We start from the raw sequence: 19,479 nt of genomic DNA, 5'->3' as shown, positions 1-19,479 counted from the left end.
TGCCTTGCTGGCTTTTGGACAAGGCTTTTTTGGCACGCCCCCCAGCGAACAAGGCCGTGAGCCTAGACAGTTTTCGCAGCGTAACCAAGATGCCATTCAACTTGGAACCCCGGCCCATCCGACGCCAGCTTCCCCTTGATCCTCGATTGACGACACTATGAAACCCATACGCAAAGCAGTTTTCCCCGTCGCCGGTCTAGGCACACGTTTTCTGCCCGCCACCAAGGCCATGCCCAAGGAAATGTTGCCAATTGTCGACAAACCACTGATTCAGTACGCTGTCGAAGAGGCTGTCGCCGCTGGAGTCACAGAACTGATCTTTATCACTGGCCGCAACAAGCGAGCCATTGAAGATCACTTTGACAGCATCCCGGAACTGGAACACGAACTGGAAGGCAAGAACAAGCTGGAGTTGCTGGATGCCGTTCAAAACATCATTCCCAGCCATGTCAGCTGTATTTACACCCGCCAGCCGCGCGCGCTGGGTCTGGGCCATGCCGTGCTGTGCGCTGCACCCATCGTGGGCAACGAGCCCTTCCTGGTCCTGCTGGCGGACGACCTGATCGACGCCACCACACCTGTATCGCGGCAACTGGTTGAGGCTGCGCATCAATACAACGGAAGTATTGTGGCAACTCAAAATGTAAATAGAAATGAAACAAATAAATATGGAATTGTTTCGGGTAATTTAGTCGACTCAAAAGCAACTCGACTTAATGGAATTGTTGAAAAGCCTGCACCCGAAGTAGCCCCTTCTACACAAGCCGTTGTAGGCCGTTATGTATTGGAAGCGGAAATATTTGACCACCTGCGACGCACTCAAGCAGGGGTAGGTGGAGAGATTCAATTAACGGATGGAATTGCCAGTCTTTTGGAAAGTCGTGCGGTATATGCATATGAATATGAAGGCACACGTTACGACTGTGGTAGCAAGTCCGGTTTCTTTCATGCTACGCTTGAATTTGGTCGTAAATACCACGGACTTTAACGAGGGGCGCAGAGGGGTCCGTTACGATAACAAGCTTGGTTGCAATTGTTGATCAAACACTGCCTTAAAACCACGCAGAGGGTCGATTTAGCTTGACTTACAGGTTAAATACCCCCTACGATTGGCGGTGCAGGATTTCAAGTTCGTCGAAGTTTGTTCAATACGGTATTGTTTCTAATACTCATTGCCCTGATTTTTACATCTTGACAATCTTTTTTGAGCAGATTGCTCGTCATTTTTAGGGAATGCAGGAAATGCAAACAGAAACCGGTATCGTGAAATGGTTCAATAACGAAAAAGGCTACGGCTTTATCTCCCCCGACAACGGTGGCAAAGATCTTTTCGTTCACCATTCCGACATCTTGGGCACGGGCTTTAAATCCTTGGAAGAAAACCAGCGCGTTTCGTACGTGTCGGCTGAAGGCCAAAAGGGTCCACAAGCTAAGAGCATCCAAAAACTGTAAATCGATCTCGATTAGTTTTTAGATCTCAAAAAAGCCCGCTAAATGCGGGCTTTTTTATTTAACTTGATTCAAATCAAGACGAGCTGTCCTCAAATCGCCACAAATTCCAAAACATGTAAAACTAAATACTTATTAGCTAATAAACAGCTACGTATTTAATCGCGGATTTGTGCCAATCCAGAAAGTACACGCTGCACTGCGCCTTCGTGCATTTGAACCCAATGCAAACCCGCATCAGCCATTTTGTGATGACGTGCTGGATCATCTACTAGCTCCAGTGCCTGCTGCAACGCCAAGGCTGGCGTACCCGCACGTATCGCAGCGCCGGCCTGCATGGCATCTTGCATGGCTTGGGCAAAATTATGAGTATGCGGGCCCACAATCACAGGGACACCCACTGCGCAGGCCTCGATAAAGTTCTGCCCGCCCAAGGGCTGGAAGCTGCCCGCCACAATGGCGACTCGTGCCAGGCCGTAATACCAGTGCATTTCACCTAGGGTGTCGCCCAGCAGCACATCCACTTCACGACAAGCCTTGATCGCACTGGTGCTGGTATCGCCCTGCTCCAGCAACTCGCTACGCCGCACGGAACGCAAACCTAGCTGATTCAGATAATCTGCCGCTTCTTCAAACCGCTCCGGGTGACGTGGAATCACAACAAACAGGACTGGGCTATGTAGCTCGCTACCATGCTCTCGTTCACGGCGCAGGTAATGGGCAATGGCATCAATGAAATCGACATGCTCAGTCTCGCGCGTACTGGCGATCACCACCACACGCCGTCCCAGGTCACTGGCAAAGCCACGGCCACGTGCAATCTTGTCCTGTGGCAAAACTACATCAAACTTCAGATTCCCTGACACGCGCACGCCTTGTGCGCCCGCCAATTCCAGCCGCTGTGCATCAGCCAGGCTTTGTGCATAGATCAACTTGAAGGAGCGGTAGGCCTCTCGCATGACCGAACCTGCTTTCAGGCTGGTACGCAATGCACTTTCCGAGAACCGGGCACTGGCCAACATCATGGGAACACCTTGCCGGCGTGCCGCAGCCAATAGATTGGGCCACACCTCGCGTTCAATCAGCACCCCGGCACATGGCCGGTAATGGGCGAAAAAACGTCGTACCGAGCCCGGAAAGTCGTAGGGTAGCCATTGTTGCAGTAATTGCCCGCTGGCAATCTCAGCCGCAAACGCAGTCGCACCTTCTGTACGGCCCGTAACTGTCATATGGGTTAACAGGACCGTCTCACCCTGATCCAGCAAAGCACGAATCAAAGGCTGCGCCGCACGCGTTTCACCCAAGCTGACCGCATGCACCCACACCGGGGCTTTCCTGGGCGCAGGCAGCGAACCATAAAAACCAAAGCGGGGACCCGATAACACCTGCCATTCGCCACCAGCTCGACGGGCACGCAAGCCCATCCAGGCCATCAAGGCTGGAGCCAATATGCGAATAGAGGCGGTATAGAAGAATCGGTTCACCCGCTTAGCCTCAGTACGAAATCAGCAGCAGCCAAGCCACGCTCGGCGCTACCAGGAAGACGAATAGAAAATAATGTCAGGCAGACAAAGGGCCTGCACCCAGGCGGGGCTGCAGGCCCCTTAGCATCGCGTATTGTAAGCACAAAGCCGGCTGACAAAAAAACGAATTGGCGATCAGGCCCGAACTAGCCTTTTGGCGCGTCCAACAAGGCCGCCTCCGGCACTACTGTCCGCCCCAGCGCCTGATCGATGGCACAGAGCACCGTTTCCGCTGAAGGAGGATGCCCACGCTCGCCCAGGCTGGCGGTGTAGGCGGAACCTTCCAGGGGGGTACGCACTGGGGTCGAGGCTTTATAGATACCAATAGTAGGACGGCCCAAACCGGCTGACAAATGCGTCAGACCACTGTCCAGACCCACCATGACTTGCGCTCCAGCCAATTGCAAAGCGATAGGCGTCAAATCCATTCTTGGCATCACCTGAGCCTGGCTGCGACCAATAATCAGCGCCTCGGCACGGGCGGACTCGGCAGGGCTGCCCGCCAACAAGCGCAATGCCATCCCTTCCCCTTGCAGGCGATCAAAGACCTGTTGCCAGTTCTCCGGCTCCCAGAGCTTATCGTCGCGGCTGGCCGACGGCATGATAATGGCGTAAGGATCCTCGTCCTTGGGGGCTTGCGCGGCCAAACCCTGCAAACCAAAATCAGGAGCGCCTTCAAACTGATAGCCAAAGGCAGACGCGGCCAAGCTGCGCTGACGGAACACAGCAGGCTGCCAGAAACCGACGCGATGACGCACATCGTAGAACAGCGAGGCCAGCGGTTCACGCGCCGACTTCCAATCCAGCCCATGACGACGGCCTTTAGTCTGCCGTACCAGCCAGATGGATTTCATCAGCGCCTGCATATCCAGCACAACATCGTATTGGCGTGATTGCAGTTGTTCGCGCAAGGCGGCGCGTTCCTGGCGTGTCTGGGCAGACCACCACTGTTTGCGCCAGCGCCGATGCGCCACCGGGATCACTTCATTTACTGCCGGATGCCAGCCCGGAATCTGAGCAAAGCTCTCTTCTACGAGCCAATCAATTTGTGCACCGGGCACATGGCGTGCAATGTCCGAGATTGCTGGCAGCATATGCACCAGATCTCCCAAAGAGGACGTACGCACAATCAGTATCTTGCAAGTCATGGGCGAATTATAGTGGTGGCCGCGTCCAATCAAACAAAGATGCAGAAAAATATCCGCCTGCTCTACTTATGCCCGCCAATTGCCATCAGGCATAATAAGACTGCCTATTTTCTGGACCGGAAACATGATTGATCTCAAACAGATCGAAGCCTTTGTATGGGTTGCCGAGCTTGGCGGTTTCCGGGCAGCTGCCGAAAAACTCAACACGACCCAACCGTCTATTTCTCAGCGTATCGCCGGACTGGAATCCAGTCTGGAGCTGCGCTTGTTTGATCGGGGTGCCCGGGGCATCAAGCTGACCGATAAAGGCCAGGAGTTGTTGTCGCACGCACAGCGCATGCTGGATCTGCGTACCGAGATGCTGCGCGCCGCCAAAGAGCAGAACGCCATCCGCGGCCTGCTGCGTCTGGGGGTGGCTGAAACCATTGTGCAGACCTGGCTGCATGAGCTGATCGACAAGCTGCATCAGGAATACCCGGCTTTGGTCATCGAGATTCATGTCGACACCACCAGCGTGCTGCGCCAGCAACTGGCCAGCTTCCAGATTGATATGGCCATGATTGTGGGCGTAGGCCAGGATCCCAAAGAACAATGCATTCGACTGTGCGCTTATCAGTTAGGCTGGGTCGCCAGTCCCGAATTGAAGTTGCATGGCCGCAAAGTCAGCGTTTCCGAGCTAGGGGTTTACCCTGTAATCACCTATCCATCCGGTAGCGTTCCCTACCTCGCCACACGCGAAGCTTTGCTGCGTGCCGGCGTCAAATCCCCACGTATTTTTGGCAGTGCATCGCTAAGCACAATCGTGCAAATGACGCGTCATGCCATGGGCCCCAGCGTGCTGGCTCCCGAGGTCATAAAAGACGAGCTTTCCGAGGGAAAACTGCGCCTTTTGAAGGTGGATCAACCCCTGCCGGCCATCGAATTTTTTGCCTGCTGGATGGATTCTCCGGACAGTCATATTGCCCGCGTCGTGGCCAATCACGCCCAAGAAATCGCCCAGCAATACGTGCAGTCCGATAAGTAATCGTTATGGCCTAGGATTCAAACATACGATTGGACACAAATTATCTGATCGGTTGCAATCCGAGGCTGTGATCAACCCCCTTTGTGCGAGTGGTCATCATGAACCTGCAAACCCTGCCTGTGCTGGCGCCCGAGGCTGAAAAATGCCGCGAGCTGATCCGTCAAGAAACTCATACTGGTCCTACCGCAGGACTGGCCGCAGGCTATGTGCAGGCCAACCTGATGATTCTGCCCAAAGACTGGGCCGATGAGTTCCTGCTGTTTTGTCAGCGCAACCCCAAACCCTGCCCTTTATTGGCCGTGACGGAACCCGGTCAGTTTCAGGTGCCAACCTTGGGTGGCTCGATTGATCTGCGCACGGATTTCCCTCGTTACCGTGTCTGGCAGAACGGCGAGCTCAGCGCCGAGCCACTGAACATCGAAGATGTCTGGCGCGATGATCTGGTGTCCTTTCTGATTGGCTGCTCCTTCTCCTTTGAAGAAGCGCTGCTGGCCGACGGGATTGATGTGCGCCATATCAGCGCGGGTGTGAATGTGCCCATGTATCGCAGTTCGATCCAGACCCAGGGCACACAGCGCCTGTCTGGCCCGCTGGTGGTATCGATGCGCCCCATGCGTGCGGCCGATGCCATTCGTGCCATTCAGATCACCTCGCGCTTTCCGTCCGTGCACGGTGCCCCGGTTCATATCGGCGACCCGTCCCTGATTGGAATCAGCGACCTGCAACAACCCGACTATGGCGATGCAGTGCCAGTCGGCCCCGACGAATTACCCGTTTTCTGGGCTTGCGGCGTCACCCCTCAAGCCGTTGCTGCCCAGGCCAAGCCGCAGTTTTGTATCACGCATGCCCCTGGCCATATGTTGATTACCGATCTGCCCAACACACGGCTGGCCGCGCTTTAAGCAAGTTTTGACCGACACAAAACCGGTCACCCCTTTGGTTTCAATATGCAGCCCCTGCAAACAGGGAGCGCACTCTATCAACCATACAGCTGGACCGCTATTAGGAGCACCTTATGAAAAAAATCGTACTGACCTCCCTGGCTTTGGGCTCGCTGGCCCTGGGCTCTGCTGCCATGGCCCAGGAACTGCCCAAGACTTCTTTGAAAGTTGTCGGTGGCTTGAGCAACCTGACCGCCTACCAGAACACCGAGCAACCCTTCTGGACCAAGAAAGTACCTGAGCTGTCCGGCGGCCAGATCACGGCCGATATCAAGGGCTTTAACGACATGGGCCTGAAAGGTCCTGAAATCATGCGCTTGATCAGCCAAGGTGTGATTCCTTTCGGTACCGCCACCCTGGCTTACTTTGCCAGCGACAACTCCATTAACGAAGCGATCGACCTGGCGGGCCTGGCTCCCGATATTGAAGTGGCCAAGAAGCTGACCGACGCGTTCACTCCCGCCTACGAACAGTTCTACGCCAAGAGCAACGTCAAGGTTCTGGGCTTTTCCACCTACCCTGCCCAAGTTCTGTTTTGCAATGGCAACTTCAATGGCCTGAGCGACCTGAAAGGCAAGAAGGTGCGTACCAGCAGCCGTACTCAGGCTGAATTCGTTCAGGCTCTGGGCGGCAACAGCGTAACCATCCCATTTGGTGAAGTGGTTCCTGCCCTGCAAAACGGTGTGGTCGATTGCGCCATTACCGGCTCCATGTCCGGCTACTCGGCCAAGTGGTACGAAGTCAGCTCCAAGCTGTACGAAATGCCCATCAACTGGAACCAGCAGATTCACGCAGCCAACCTGGGCACCTGGAACAAGCTGGACCCCAAAGTTCAAGAGTTCCTGGCCAGCAACATCAAGGCCATGACCGAAGAAATCTGGGTTGCCGCTGCCAAGGAAACACAGGAAGGCTATGACTGCAACACGGGCGCCGACGCTTGCACGCAGCCCGTCAAAGGCAAGATGACTCTGGTCAAGCCTACCGACGCTGACCGTGAACTGCTCAAGAAAGTCATGAGCGAGACCGTGGTTCCCAAGTGGGCCGAGCGTAGCGCCGCCGACACCGTGGCTGCATTCAACACCAGCCTGAGCCCGATCCTGGGCTTCGAAGCCAAGAAGTAAATCTGTACGTCCTGCCTGCCACCAGACTCACGGTGGCAGGCTGCCTGTACCCCAGGCCCCTCCCTCCTAGACCCTGTACGGGGTAGACATCATGGAAAATACCGAAAAATTCGCCATGCTGAACCGTTTGCTGTCCGCCGCCACATCCCTGTCGCGCGTCGCCATCTGGTTCGCAGGCAGCCTGACATTGATCAGCGCCCTCTACATCACCGCGGACGTCCTGTTCCGCAAATTCAGTGGCAGCTCTCTGGGCGGCTCGGATGAACTGTCCGGCTATGCCTTTGCCATCAGCATTTCATGGGCACTGTCCTTTGCCACCCTGCAACGGGCCAATATCCGTATCGACGCCATCTACCAGCACTTACCTGTTCGTCTGGCTGCCCTGCTGGACTGGATTGCTCTGGTGGCCCTGTCTGTTTTCATTGTCTACCTGACCTTGTACGCCACCGACGTGGCCGGCCTGTCCTGGACCAACCAGTCCACCGCCAACACCGCCATGGGCACTCCCTTGTGGATTCCCCAGTTCCTGTGGGTGGGCGGCCTGATCTGGTTGTGCGTCGTTCTGGCCTTGATGCTGCTGCGCTCCAGCCTGGCCCTGATTACAGGTGACCTGGCCGGTATCCAATCCCTGTGCGGTATCCGCAGCACCCAGGAAGAAGCCTCTGAAGAAGCCGAGGCTGGCAAACGCATGGTGCAAGGAGACGCCAAATGATTACAACCGCACTGACTCTCTTGCTCGTTCTGATCGGACTGAGCATTCCCGTGGGCGCTGCCCTGGGTGTTTTGGGCCTGATTCTGGACCCGCTGTACTCCATGCTGCCCCTGACCGGCGCATTGGGTGAAATTTCCTGGGGCACCAGCAACGAGTTCCTGCTGGTGGCCATTCCCCTGTTCATCATGCTGGGCGAGATCCTGCTGCGCTCGGGCATGGCTGAACGTATGTACAACGCCATGAGCCTGTGGCTGTCCTGGCTGCCCGGCGGCCTGATGCACGCCAACATTGGTGCCAGCGCCCTGTTTGCCGCCACCTCCGGTTCCAGCGTGGCCACTGCCGCCACCGTGGGCACCGTGGCCCTGCCGCAAATCAAGAAACAAGGCTATAACGAGCCTCTGTTCCTGGGTAGTCTGGCCGCTGGCGGTACCTTGGGCATTCTGATTCCGCCTTCGATCAACCTGGTGATCTACGGCGTACTGACCAATACTTCTGTGCCCAAGCTGTACTTGGCCGGCATCATCCCCGGTTTGGGTATGGCCTTGCTGTTCATGTTGGCAATTGCTGCTGCATGTATGGTCAAACCCAAGTGGGGCGGTGCGAAGATCAAGGCCTCCTGGGGACAGCGTTTTGCCAGCCTGGTGCATCTGGTTCCACCACTGGGTATTTTCCTGCTGGTCGTGGGCTCGATTTACGCCGGGATTGCCACTCCAACCGAGGCTGCTGCCCTGGGTGTGGTCGGCGCCTTGATTCTGGCTGCCTTCTCGGGCCGCATGAGCTGGAACATGATCAAGGAAGTGCTGGAAGGCACCATGAAAGCCACCGCCATGATCATGCTGATCGTGATCGGTTCGGCCTTCCTGAACTTTGTCATGGCCGCCACCGGCCTGACCAACGCACTGACCGATGCCATCACGGGCCTGGGTGTCTCGCCCATGGTCATGCTGCTGATCATTGTGGTGTTCTACCTGGTGCTGGGCTGCTTCATGGAAACCCTGTCCATGATGATCACCACCATCCCTATCGTGGCTCCCATCATGATCGCCCTGGGCTTTGATCCGGTGTGGCTGGGTATTGCCATCATCATTCTGGTGGAAGTGGCGCTGATCACTCCGCCTGTTGGTCTGAACCTGTTTGTGGTCCAGAGCCTGCGCAAGAGCGGCAGCATGAATGACGTCATGATTGGCAGCCTGCCCTTTGTGATCATGCTGCTGGCCATGGTGGGCCTGCTGGCTATCTTCCCGGATCTGGCTTTGTGGCTGCCACGCCTGTTCGGTTAATCCCAATCTGTCTTTGAGTAAACGAGTACTGCTATGCGTTTGACCTTTGAACTGGCCCAGGCCACCCACACTGAAATCATCGAAGCTGATTTGCAGCACTGCATCGTGGCCGGCTGGGCTGGCCGCGATCTGGCTGCCATCGAGCACCACATTGAAGAGCTGGCCGAACTGGGCGTACCACGCCCTAGCTCGGTGCCTTTGTACTACCGCATCGCCGCCAACCAGATGATCCAGGATGCCGACATCCAGGTCGTGGGCTCCGGTTCGTCCGGCGAGACCGAAGTGTTTGTGTTCAACCACCAGGGCCGCCTGCTGGTCAGCCTGGCCTCGGACCACACGGACCGCGTGCTGGAAGCCCACAGCGTGGCCCTGTCCAAGCAGATCTGCGCCAAGCCCGTTGCCCGCGAAGCCTGGTTGTTCAGCGATGTGGCCGACTACTGGGACGAGCTGATCATCCGCGCCTACATTCAGGAAGACGGCAAGGAAGTCCTGTACCAGGATGGTCCCTTGTCCACCCTGAAGAACCCGCTGGAGCTGATCGAAGGCTACTTCCAGTCCACCACCATGCCTGAAGGCTTTGGCATGACCTGCGGTACCGTGGGTGCCATTGGTGGCATTCGCCCTGCTACCCAGTTCACCATGGAACTGTATGACCCCCGCCGCGAACGCAGCATCCGTCATACCTACGTAACCGAAATCCTGCCTGAAGTAGCCTAAACTGGCCCAGCCCGCCCCACCCATTTATTTTGCGAGTGACCCATGCTAGCGACTATTACCGAACTGCAACGTGCTCTTGATCGTGGCGAAACCACCTCGGTCGAACTGACCCAGCAAGCCCTGGACCGTATCCAGGACGAAAGCCGTGACGGCGCTGCCACGTTCATCGAAGTGTTTGCTGAACAGGCTCTGGCCGCCGCCAAAGCCTCCGACATTTTGCGCGCTGCCGGTTTGAGCCGCTCGCTGGTTGAAGGTCTGCCCATGTCGGTCAAGAACCTGCATGACATCGCAGGCTACATCACTCTGGGTGGGTCGGCTGTACTGAAAGACGCCGAACCGGCCGAACAGAACGCCACCATTGTGGAGCGCCTGCTGCGCGCCGGTGCCATTCTGATCGGCTCCACCAATATGACCGAGTTTGCCTTCTCCGGTCTGGGCATCAACCCCCACTACGGTACGCCTCGTTCCGTCTGGGACCGTGACAATGCCCGCATCCCGGGTGGTTCGTCCTCCGGCGCCGGTGTCGCGGTTGCCCAGGGCATGTCGGTTTTCTCCATTGGTACCGACACGGGCGGCTCCATCCGTATCCCTTCGGCCTTTAACGGCCTGACCGGTTTCAAACCCACCGCCGAGCGCGTTCCCAGCGAAGGCACCATGCCTTTGTCGCGCAGCCTGGACTCCAATGGCCCTCTGGCTGCCTCGGTAGAGTGTTGCGCCATTGTGGACTCCATCCTGACCGACCAGCCTTACGTGCCCGTGGCAACGCCTGCCCTGGACACCTTGCGTCTGGCCGTGCCCAAGACCTTTGTCTTTGACGGCATTGATGAAACCGTGCGTGCTGCTTTTGACCGCGCCATCGCCCTGCTGCGTGAGCAAGGTGCTGTGGTTGAGGAAATCAACTTGCCCGAGTTTGACCAACTGCCGCAAATCAACCGCAAAGGCGGCTTTGTCTGCGCCGAAGCCTGGTCCGTGCACCGCGACACCCTGCAAAGCAAGGGCGAGCAATATGACCCACGCGTGGCCTCCCGCATCCTGCGCGGCAAGGACATCGATTGCGCCGACTACATCGAACTGCAAGACACCCGCCAGGCCTGGATCAGCGCGGTGGAAAGCCGTCTGGAGCGCTACGACGCCGTCCTGATGCCTACCGTGCCCGTTGTCGCTCCCCGCATTGCCGATCTGAAAGAGTCGGACGACGTCTACTTCGCCACTAACGGCCTGGTCCTGCGCAACCCCACCCTGATCAACTTCCTGGACGGCTGCGCCCTGTCGCTGCCTTGTCATGCCGCTGATGAAGCCCCTGTGGGCCTGATGGTGGCAGCCCCTGCCTACCACGACGAACATCTGCTGGCAGTAGGTTCAGCAATCGAACGGGTATTACCCCTGCGCAAACGCTAATCCAGTAAGATTTACGTTCCTTCCAGGACGGCCATCCGGCCGTCCTTGTGCTTTTCGTCAGGAGCCTGTCATGAGCACACCCCAGTCCTCCTCCTTGCCCCAGACCCTGACACCCACGGTCTTTCCCTTGGCGGGGGTGCTCATTCTGATTCTGTCTTCCTGGGCCCTGTCGGGTCTGGATGCCAGCGGCAAATGGATCATGGGCTTTGGCGTGCCCCTGCTGGTGATGTGCTGGTTTCGCTACGTCATCCATCTGGGATTAGTGCTGGCGCTGGTCTTGCCGGTCAAGGGCCGCAAGATCCTGCGCAGCTCCCGCCCCAAAGCACAAATTTTGCGTGGCACAGTGATGATGCTGTCCACCTTCTCGTTTTTCAACGCCTTGAGCTATCTGCCTCAAGCCGAAGCCACCTCCATCAACTTTCTGGCCCCTTTGCTGGTGCTGTCTGTCGCCCCCTGGATTCTGAAAGAGCCACCGCGCATCAGTCGCTGGGTAGCTGCCGGAGTCGGCTTTCTGGGCGTGCTGATCATCATCCGGCCTACCGCTGGCCTGCACCCAATAGGGGTGCTGTTTGGCTTGATGACCGCCTGTCTGTTCGCCACGCAATTTATCGCAACACGTCGCGTGGCCGTGGACAATTCGCTGACCACCCTGATCTGGAGCGGTGCAGTCGGCAGCATCTGCTTGACCATTGCCTTACCCTTTTTACTGCCCGCCGCCCTGCCTGCCTTAAAAGAGCTGAGCTTTTTCCAATGGTTGATTCTGATTTCGACCGGACTGTGGGGTTGTCTGGGCCACCTGCTGCAAATCCAGGCCTATCAACGCGCCTCGGCGTCTTTGCTGGCCCCGTTTGTGTATCTGCAAATTGTGGCCGCAGCCGCGCTGGGATGGCTGATCTGGGGTCAGTTCCCGGATGTCTTTACCTGGATCGGGATTGCTGTGGTGTGTACCAGCGGCATTGTGATTGGGACTCTGGAGTGGCGGCGCCAGAACAGATCTGGCGCCTGAGTCCAGGCGGCAAGGCTTAGCGAGACTGCCAGCCCTGCACAAAGACGGCGACGGGCTGACGCTTGGAACCGGCTTTTTGCAGCTCCAGCAAACGCAACACACCTTCCCCGCAAGCCACGTCAATGCCTTGGGCACTGACGTTCAGAACCTCACCAGGTTCTGCTGAATGCTTTTGCTCTAGCGCCTGAGCGCGCCAAACCTTCACGGGCTGCTCCAAACCGGGCAGGGACAGGGTGGAGCCAGGCACTGGGTCAAACGCGCGAATACGGCGCTCCAGTTCCTTGGCCGGTTGGCCTAAATCCAGCACCGATTCGGCCTTGGACAGTTTCTCGGCGTAGGTCACGCCTTCTTCTGGCTGGGGAGTCGCCTGCAAGGTGCCATCACGCACTTGCTGCAAGGCTTCCAGCAAGGCCTGTGCACCTAGCTGCGCCAAATCGTCATGCAGGGTTGCGGCACTGTGATCATCACGAATCGCCAGCTCGCTGCGCACCAGCATATCGCCGGTATCCAGGCCTTCATCCATCTGCATGATGGTAATGCCCGTGGCCGCATCACCCGCCTGAATTGCACGCTGAATCGGTGCCGCACCGCGCCAACGAGGCAAGAGGCTGGCATGAATATTGAAGCAACCATAGCGCGGCAGCTCCAAAGTCCACTTGGGCAAAATCAGGCCGTAGGCTGCCACCACCATCAGGTCCGGCTGTAAATCCAGCAAGGTCTGGCGGGCCTGGGCTGCTTCCTCGGGATACTTGCCATCCAGACGCAAGCTATGCGGCTGCAGCACCGGGATATTAGCGTTCACAGCGGCTTGCTTGACCGGGCTGGGACTGAGCTTCATGCCACGGCCAGCTGGACGGTCTGGCTGCGTCATGACCAAAGGAACATCAAAGCCCTGCGCTAACAGAGCTTCCAGGGCGATACGGGCAAAATCCGGGGTGCCGGCAAAAACAATACGCATGGCGACTATTGCCCTGCCTTCAGTGCTTCACGCTGCTGCTTGCGCAGACGGCTGCGGATACGCTCACGCTTGAGCACGGACAGGTACTCCACAAACACCTTGCCATCCAGGTGGTCCAGTTCATGCTGAACACACACGGCCAACAGGCCATCGGCTTCTTTCTCGTACCACTCGCCTTTTTCATTCTGGGCCTTGAAGCGAATATTGGCGGCGCGCTCAACCTTGTCGTAGGTATCAGGTACAGACAGGCAGCCTTCTTCGTAAACCTTCAGCTCTTCGCTTTTCCAGGTGATCTCAGGGTTGATCAGCACCAGCAATTCATTGCCGCTTTCCGATACGTCAATGACCACCACGCGCTCGTGCACGTCAACCTGCGTCGCGGCCAGCCCTACGCCGGGTGCGTCATACATGGTCTCGGCCATATCCTTGACCAGTTTGCGAATACGGTCGTCGACCTCCTGCACGGGTTTGGCAACCGTGTGCAGACGTGGGTCAGGAAATTTAAGGATAGGAAGCAAAGCCATTGTCATGTCCGAAGAAAAAGCGATAAGTCGATATAATAAAACAAGTTTCAGGGCGGCACCCGATTGCCCCGGCAGCATATGAAGCCCTAGCCCACAAAGCGGCAGTCACACTGGATACAAACGTCCGGGCCACACAGAACAAAGATCGGTTTCGTGCCACACTACCTTATGCCTGATCATTTTAGCTCGGATGAAATCTCGGAAGAATTGCGTGCCTGGTTGCGCCTGTCGCTGGAGCCAGAGCTTGCGCCCGCCCAGGCCCGGCAATTGCTGGCTGCCTGTGGACTGCCACCGCAAATCTATCAAAGCTCGGTTCAAACCCTGTCGCGCCATCTTCCGGCCGAACTGGCCGTGCAACTAAGCCAGGAACCACTGGACGAGCTGCAGGCGCAGATTGAACAAGCGGTGGCATGGCTCAAGCAAGCCAATCACCATATCGTGACGCTGGCTGACCCCACCTATCCCGCCTCCTTGCTGGACCTGCACGACGCACCTCTGCTGCTTTATGCCAATGGCGATCTGGGAGCCTTGCAACGCAAAGGACTGGCTATTGTGGGAGCCCGCAATGCCACCCAATCCGGCCAGGAAATCGCGACAGATTTTGCAGCTACTCTGGCCGCCAGAGGCTGGTGTATCATCAGCGGCCTGGCTAGCGGCATCGACCAGGCGGCACACAAAGGAGCGTTAAAAGCCGGCCCTTCTTCCGCAGGCACTATTGCCGTGATGGGGACGGGGCTGGACTTGGTCTACCCGGCAGCACACCGCGATCTGGCTCATCAGATCAGCGCTCAAGGTCTCTTGCTGAGCGAGTTTCCTTTGGGCACCCGGGCCATGCCCCATCACTTCCCACGCCGTAATCGCATTGTGGCTGCCTTGGCCAAAGGCGTACTGGTGGTTGAAGCGGCCAAACAAAGTGGCTCCCTGATCACGGCCCGTCTGGCCGGAGAATTAGGCCGAGAAGTTTTTGCCATTCCCGGCTCCATTCACTCCCCTTTGGCTCGCGGCTGCCATGCCTTGATACGCCAAGGTGCCAAACTGGTGGAAAGCGCCCAGGATATTCTGGATGAACTGGGCAATGTGCAAGGCGACTTCAATCTGGATACGGCTCCACAAACTGGTTCAAAACCCAATCCTTATGAAGCCTTGCCCGAGGAATTACGCCCTATTCTTGAGCGCATTGACTTTGCGCCCCTCAGCCCCGAACAGCTGATGCGGCGCACAGGCCTGCTGGCGACCGAACTGCCCGCCGTTCTGGCTGAACTGGAGCTGGCAGGCTGCATCGAGCCCCTGGCAGACGGACGCTTTCAACGCTTGAAACCTTAAAGACCATAGGGCAGTTCCTAGGACGCCAGCCCTGGCCTTCAAGAGGTATCATGACGATTACGTAAGGGCCTTCCAGCCCCAGCCATCTACCCCTTCAGGAAACTTCATGTCATACCCATCGCGCGTCAAGATTGTGGAGGTCGGTCCTCGGGACGGCCTGCAGAACGAAAAAGAATTCATCCCCACCGACATCAAGGTCGAACTGGTCAACCGCTTGTCCCACGCCGGTTTTGTGAACGTGGAAGCCGCGTCCTTTGTCTCGCCCAAATGGGTGCCGCAAATGGCGGACGGCGCAGATGTAATGGCTGCTATCGACCGACGTCCCGGTACGATTTATTCGGTTCTGACCCCCAATATGCGTGGTTTTGAAGGTGCCCTGGCCGCCAAGGCTGACGAAGTGGTGATCTTTGCCGCCGCCAGCGAGGCATTTTCCCAGCGCAATATCAATTGCAGCATCGAAGAATCGCTGGAGCGCTTTGCCCCGGTTGCTCAGGCTGCCAAAGAAGCCGGTTTGCGTCTGCGCGGCTCCATCAGCTGTTCTTTCGGCTGTCCCTATGAAGGCGCTGTGGCTCCCTCCAATGTGCTGAAAGTGGGCAAACGCCTGATCGAATTGGGCTGTGACGAGATCGACGTGGCCGACACCATCGGCGTAGGCACGGCCCGCCAGGTGTATGACGTCATGCGCATGGTAACCGAGCACATTGACCCGGCTCATGTGTCCGGCCACTTCCACGATACCTACGGCCAGGCCATCGCCAATATCGTTGCTTCCATGCAAGCTGGCATCCATATTTTTCACAGCTCCGTAGCCGGTCTGGGCGGCTGCCCCTACGCCAAGGGGGCAACCGGCAACGTCGCCACTGAAGACGTTCTGTTCCTGATGCAAGGCCTGGATATTGAAACCGGCATTGATCTGAACGCCGTGGTAGACACGGGACAATGGATTTCGGCTCATTTGAAGCGTAAATCGGCCAGCAATGCCGGTAACGCCCTGGCCGCCCGCAAGCAAGGGGCCGCCGCGTGCTGATGAGCCAAGCTCCCTCGAAAGAGGAAATTGACGCTATGTTGAAGGATCTGGGCTCGCTCCCCATTCAAGGCCGTTCCTGGCCCAAATGGGTGGCGGCCAGCGCCTGGATTGTGCTGGCCCTGATCGGCGTGCGTTTCGCGCTGGTGGCCAGCTCCCCACAAGGCGCTGCCATCAGCCCCGTCCTGGCAGGCTGTCTGGTCCTGCTGTTTACCGGCCTGATTCTGATTGCCTGGCATATGTGGCATGGCATCACCACGATTGATCAGAACGGTATACGCCAGAACTGGATCATGAAGCGGGAAGTGCAATGGCAAGACATCCACTTTGCCAAGTTTGTGCCGTTGTTCAACTCCAAGCGCCTGATCTGCTTTACCCGGCGTGGCCGCCCTGTGATTTTCCAGGGTGCCACACAGGATCTGCAAGTGGCCTTTGCCAAGATCTCGCTGGTATTGCGGCGCAAGAGCTAAGTCTCCCTGTTTGCCCCATACGGCTTGCCATATCGGGGGAAACAATGCTGGACGTCTCCCATCCGAAAACCGTGTACTGCAGTTACGTAGCCTATCTATCGCCGTGTTCCAATACACGGCGATACATGCACCAAGGGTTCAGGGCAGCCCATATCGCCAGGGGGCAAAAAGCACAAAGCTCATCAACGTCATAACCCCCAGATCGATCAGTAAATAAAAAAGCAGCCCTCAAAGAGAGCTGCTTTTTGCATATCGCGAATCCCGAAAGGATTAACGAATCGGCAGACCGTAGATCAGGCCACCGTCAATCCACAAGGCGTTCAGGCCACGTTCGATTTGCAGGGGGCTGCCTTTACCCACGTTGCGCTCGAAGGACTCGCCGTAGTTACCGACTTGCTTGATGATGTTGTAAGCCCATTTCTCGTCCAGGCCCAGGTTTTTACCAGCACCGGGAGTCACGCCCAGCAAACGCTGGATGTTGGGGTTGTTGCTCTTGAGCTTCTCGTCCACGTTGGCAGCGGTTACACCCAGTTCCTCGGCGTTGAAGCTGGCCTGAATGGACCATTTCACGATATTCAGCCAGGCATCATCACCCTGACGGACGAATGGGCCCAGTGGCTCTTTGGAAATGATTTCAGGCAGTACCAGGTAATCATCGGGGTTCTCCATTTTGGAGATACGGATCGACGCCAGACCGGAAGCGTCGGTAGAGAACACATCACAGCGGCCAGCCACGAAAGCGTTAACCACTTCGTTGAACTGCTCGATTACTACAGGCTTGTACTCAACCTTGTTGGCACGTGCCCAGTCAGCCATGGTGTTTTCGTTAGACGTGCCAGTCTGCATACAAACCGTGGCACCGTTCAATTCCTTGGCGCTGGATACGCCCAGTTTCTTGGACACCAAAAAGCCCTGACCGTCGTAGAAGTTGATACCGGCGTGGATCGCACCGACAGCGGTGTCACGCTGCTGGGTCACGGTGGTGTTACGAGCCAACAGATCAATCTCACCGGACTGCAGAGCCGTAAAGCGCTGCTGCGAGTTCAAGGGCACAGCCTTGAATTTGCTGGCGTCGCCCAGGGTGGCGGCGGCTACCGAGCGACACACGTCGATATCCAGCCCCGTCCACGTGCCCTTGTCATCAGGGGCAGAAAAACCGGCAAATCCGGTGGTCACACCACACAGCACGTGACCGCGCTGTTTGACGTTGTCCAGGGTGTCGGCCTGGGCAGCAGGCATGCTGGCCATCAAGGCCAGGACTACAGCAGAAACTGGCACAAAGCGCATCGGGCTCTCCTCAAAGATATAGGTATTGACTATTTTCCAGCATAGTACCGCAGCCCGACTGCTACTTGTGTGCATATCTACATGGCTAATTAATCGTAGCTGCGTTGGTCCTCGATGACTTTACCATCCCGAGGCAAGGCTCCTGGCTCCATGAACTCCACCTGAGCACGCAATTTGGTAATTTCACGAATCGAGTCGGCCAAAGCGCTTTCCAAGCCCTCAGGCTTGGCGGAGACTTCAACTTGGAACACCATCTGATCCTGGCCGCTGGCACCACGCACCACCAAGCGCGCCTGGCCCAGTTCCTTGTGACGCAGACGAATCTGCTCCACCTGCCCTGGATGCACAAACATGCCGCGCACCTTGGTGGTCTGGTCAGCCCGCCCCATCCAGCCGCGAATACGCTGGTTGGTACGACCGCAGGGAGACTGGCCGGGCATGACAGCAGACAAGTCCCCTGTCCCGAAACGCACCAGCGGATAGTCGGGGTTAAAGGAGGTCACGACGACTTCGCCCACTTCACCTGGCGCAACAGGCTGGCCGGTGCCGGGACGCACAATTTCCAGAATCAGGTTTTCATTGAGCACCAAGCCTTCGCGGGCCTGTGTCTCATAGGCAATCATGCCCAGATCAGCGCTGCCGTAGGCCTGATAGCCCGCCACGCCGTGCTCGCTGAACCACTTTTGCAAGGAAGGCGGATAAGCTTCGCCAGAGAACAAGGCCTTGCTCAGCCCAGGCAGTGCAATCTGCATGGACTGGGCTTTTTCCATGATGATCTTCAGAAAACTGGGTGTGCCGGTATAACCATGCGGGCGCAAATCGGCCATGGCCTGCACTTGCTGTTCGGTTTGACCTACGCCACCTGGAAATACCGTGCAGTCCAGGGCATGCGCAGCGGTCTCCATCATGGAACCAGCCGGGGTGAAGTGGTAGGAGAAGCAGTTAAAAATCAGTTCCTCGCGGCGGAAACCAGCCGCGTACAGTGCGCGCGCAAAGCCCCAATAATCCGGGCGACGGCTTTCTGGCTCGTACATGGGACCGGGCGAGGCAAACACCTTGCGGGCCGCACCCCAGGCAATGGAGGAAAAGCCCCCGAATACAGACTGCGCGTAATCAGCCGATGGCCCGCCCGAGCGAGCCTGCTCGCGCGCTTCCAGCTGGGCTTTCAGCAGCTCGCTTTTACGAAACACCGGAATGGCCAGCAGATCCTCGCGGCTGCGCACGGCGGCCAGATCAACCGAACCCAGTTGCTTGGCAATCGCAGGGGCTCCTTGCGCGGCCGCTTGCAAGACCTGCGGCAAACGGGACAGTAAATCGGCTTCGCGCTCGTCCGGTTCCAGGGTTTCGCGCTCGTCGTAATATTCGCTCATCTCTCCTCCAGTGGGATGAATTGGCATTCAAACACTCCCGCGCCCAGCCGACGTTCTGTCCGCAGACAGACGGATGTCGATACCAAGCTCTGCTACCACACCCCGTGTAGCCAGAAGCTGCCCAAAACTAAAAACGTCAAAAGGGGTCAGGGCGGCACCTTGTGTGCATCCCGATCGATGGCCTGCTCCTGTGCTGATCCTGCT

The 19,479-nt window shown here is 57.3% G+C and carries 19 protein-coding genes; 13 read left to right on the top strand and 6 right to left on the bottom strand.

Annotation, left to right across the window (positions count from 1 at the left end):
- The first annotated feature begins 157 nt into the window (after positions 1–157).
- On the top strand, positions 158–988 hold the full coding sequence (gene galU, locus ACFPDR_RS18615) for a UTP--glucose-1-phosphate uridylyltransferase GalU (protein WP_035268525.1): 831 nt from the start codon (positions 158–160) through the stop codon (positions 986–988).
- Positions 989–1,242: 254 nt separating this feature from the next.
- Positions 1,243–1,452 carry a cold-shock protein gene (locus tag ACFPDR_RS18610; RefSeq protein ID WP_026483779.1) on the top strand — a complete coding sequence of 70 codons (210 nt, stop codon included), beginning with the start codon at positions 1,243–1,245 and terminating at the stop codon, positions 1,450–1,452.
- Positions 1,453–1,607: 155 nt separating this feature from the next.
- Here the strand turns inward: ACFPDR_RS18610 and ACFPDR_RS18605 are convergent, their stop codons facing one another.
- Together ACFPDR_RS18605 and waaC are read right to left on the bottom strand one after the other, a co-directional pair.
- Positions 1,608–2,933 (bottom strand): 3-deoxy-D-manno-octulosonic acid transferase, encoded by a 1,326-nt coding sequence (locus ACFPDR_RS18605; protein ID WP_083055277.1) that lies wholly within the window; start codon positions 2,931–2,933, stop codon positions 1,608–1,610.
- Between the two features lie 185 nt (positions 2,934–3,118).
- Positions 3,119–4,120, bottom strand: coding sequence for a lipopolysaccharide heptosyltransferase I (waaC, locus tag ACFPDR_RS18600; protein ID WP_035268533.1), 1,002 nt, complete (start codon positions 4,118–4,120; stop codon positions 3,119–3,121).
- Between the two features lie 124 nt (positions 4,121–4,244).
- Here waaC and ACFPDR_RS18595 point away from each other — a divergent pair, with 124 nt between their 5' ends.
- From ACFPDR_RS18595 to ACFPDR_RS18560, 8 genes are all read left to right on the top strand, one after another.
- Positions 4,245–5,144, top strand: a complete 900-nt coding sequence (locus tag ACFPDR_RS18595) for a LysR family transcriptional regulator (protein WP_009460118.1) — start codon at positions 4,245–4,247, stop codon at positions 5,142–5,144.
- A gap of 98 nt (positions 5,145–5,242) precedes the next feature.
- Positions 5,243–6,046 (top strand): putative hydro-lyase, encoded by an 804-nt coding sequence (locus tag ACFPDR_RS18590; protein WP_026483783.1) that lies wholly within the window; start codon positions 5,243–5,245, stop codon positions 6,044–6,046.
- Between the two features lie 113 nt (positions 6,047–6,159).
- Positions 6,160–7,206 (top strand): TRAP transporter substrate-binding protein, encoded by a 1,047-nt coding sequence (locus ACFPDR_RS18585; protein WP_009460120.1) that lies wholly within the window; start codon positions 6,160–6,162, stop codon positions 7,204–7,206.
- A gap of 91 nt (positions 7,207–7,297) precedes the next feature.
- Positions 7,298–7,918 (top strand): TRAP transporter small permease subunit, encoded by a 621-nt coding sequence (locus ACFPDR_RS18580; protein ID WP_009460121.1) that lies wholly within the window; start codon positions 7,298–7,300, stop codon positions 7,916–7,918.
- A complete protein-coding gene (locus ACFPDR_RS18575) occupies positions 7,915–9,198 on the top strand; it encodes a TRAP transporter large permease (protein ID WP_035268536.1) in 1,284 nt (427 codons plus the stop codon). Before ACFPDR_RS18580 ends, ACFPDR_RS18575 begins: the two co-directional genes overlap by 4 nt.
- Positions 9,199–9,231: 33 nt before the next feature.
- Entirely contained in the window at positions 9,232–9,915 is a 684-nt protein-coding gene (locus ACFPDR_RS18570; protein WP_009460123.1) for a DUF2848 domain-containing protein, read from the top strand.
- A gap of 42 nt (positions 9,916–9,957) precedes the next feature.
- Complete coding sequence (locus ACFPDR_RS18565; protein WP_042484585.1) at positions 9,958–11,313, top strand: amidase; 1,356 nt, start codon at positions 9,958–9,960, stop codon at positions 11,311–11,313.
- 70 nt (positions 11,314–11,383) lie between these two features.
- Positions 11,384–12,319 carry a DMT family transporter gene (locus tag ACFPDR_RS18560; protein WP_060186528.1) on the top strand — a complete coding sequence of 312 codons (936 nt, stop codon included), beginning with the start codon at positions 11,384–11,386 and terminating at the stop codon, positions 12,317–12,319.
- A gap of 16 nt (positions 12,320–12,335) precedes the next feature.
- Here ACFPDR_RS18560 and fmt read toward each other — a convergent pair whose 3' ends face one another.
- On the bottom strand, positions 12,336–13,277 hold the full coding sequence (fmt, locus tag ACFPDR_RS18555) for a methionyl-tRNA formyltransferase (RefSeq protein WP_035268544.1): 942 nt from the start codon (positions 13,275–13,277) through the stop codon (positions 12,336–12,338).
- A gap of 5 nt (positions 13,278–13,282) precedes the next feature.
- Positions 13,283–13,801 carry a peptide deformylase gene (gene def, locus ACFPDR_RS18550; protein ID WP_009460127.1) on the bottom strand — a complete coding sequence of 173 codons (519 nt, stop codon included), beginning with the start codon at positions 13,799–13,801 and terminating at the stop codon, positions 13,283–13,285.
- A 168-nt stretch (positions 13,802–13,969) separates the two neighbouring features.
- Between def and dprA the strand changes: the two genes are divergently transcribed.
- The 3 genes from dprA to ACFPDR_RS18535 all read left to right on the top strand — a co-directional run bounded on the left by dprA (position 13,970) and on the right by ACFPDR_RS18535 (position 16,618).
- On the top strand, positions 13,970–15,124 hold the full coding sequence (dprA, locus tag ACFPDR_RS18545) for a DNA-processing protein DprA (protein WP_137431038.1): 1,155 nt from the start codon (positions 13,970–13,972) through the stop codon (positions 15,122–15,124).
- 106 nt (positions 15,125–15,230) lie between these two features.
- Entirely contained in the window at positions 15,231–16,151 is a 921-nt protein-coding gene (locus ACFPDR_RS18540) for a hydroxymethylglutaryl-CoA lyase (protein ID WP_009460129.1), read from the top strand.
- The gene (locus tag ACFPDR_RS18535; RefSeq protein WP_009460130.1) at positions 16,151–16,618 is read left to right on the top strand and encodes a hypothetical protein; all 468 of its coding nucleotides are present in this window, start codon (positions 16,151–16,153) and stop codon (positions 16,616–16,618) included. The genes ACFPDR_RS18540 and ACFPDR_RS18535 overlap by 1 nt, the downstream gene beginning before the upstream one ends.
- A 270-nt stretch (positions 16,619–16,888) precedes the next feature.
- Here ACFPDR_RS18535 and ACFPDR_RS18530 read toward each other — a convergent pair whose 3' ends face one another.
- Entirely contained in the window at positions 16,889–17,905 is a 1,017-nt protein-coding gene (locus ACFPDR_RS18530; RefSeq protein WP_021447094.1) for an amino acid ABC transporter substrate-binding protein, read from the bottom strand.
- 89 nt (positions 17,906–17,994) lie between these two features.
- Positions 17,995–19,275: a phenylacetate--CoA ligase family protein gene (locus tag ACFPDR_RS18525; RefSeq protein ID WP_226349477.1), complete on the bottom strand. Its 1,281-nt coding sequence runs from the start codon at positions 19,273–19,275 to the stop codon at positions 17,995–17,997.
- Positions 19,276–19,479: the final 204 nt, after the last annotated feature.

This window comes from Alcaligenes sp. GCM10023179 (assembly GCF_042653705.1).
GTDB lineage: Bacteria > Pseudomonadota > Gammaproteobacteria > Burkholderiales > Burkholderiaceae_B > Alcaligenes > Alcaligenes phenolicus.
This window is presented reverse-complemented; position numbering and strand designations above follow the sequence as displayed.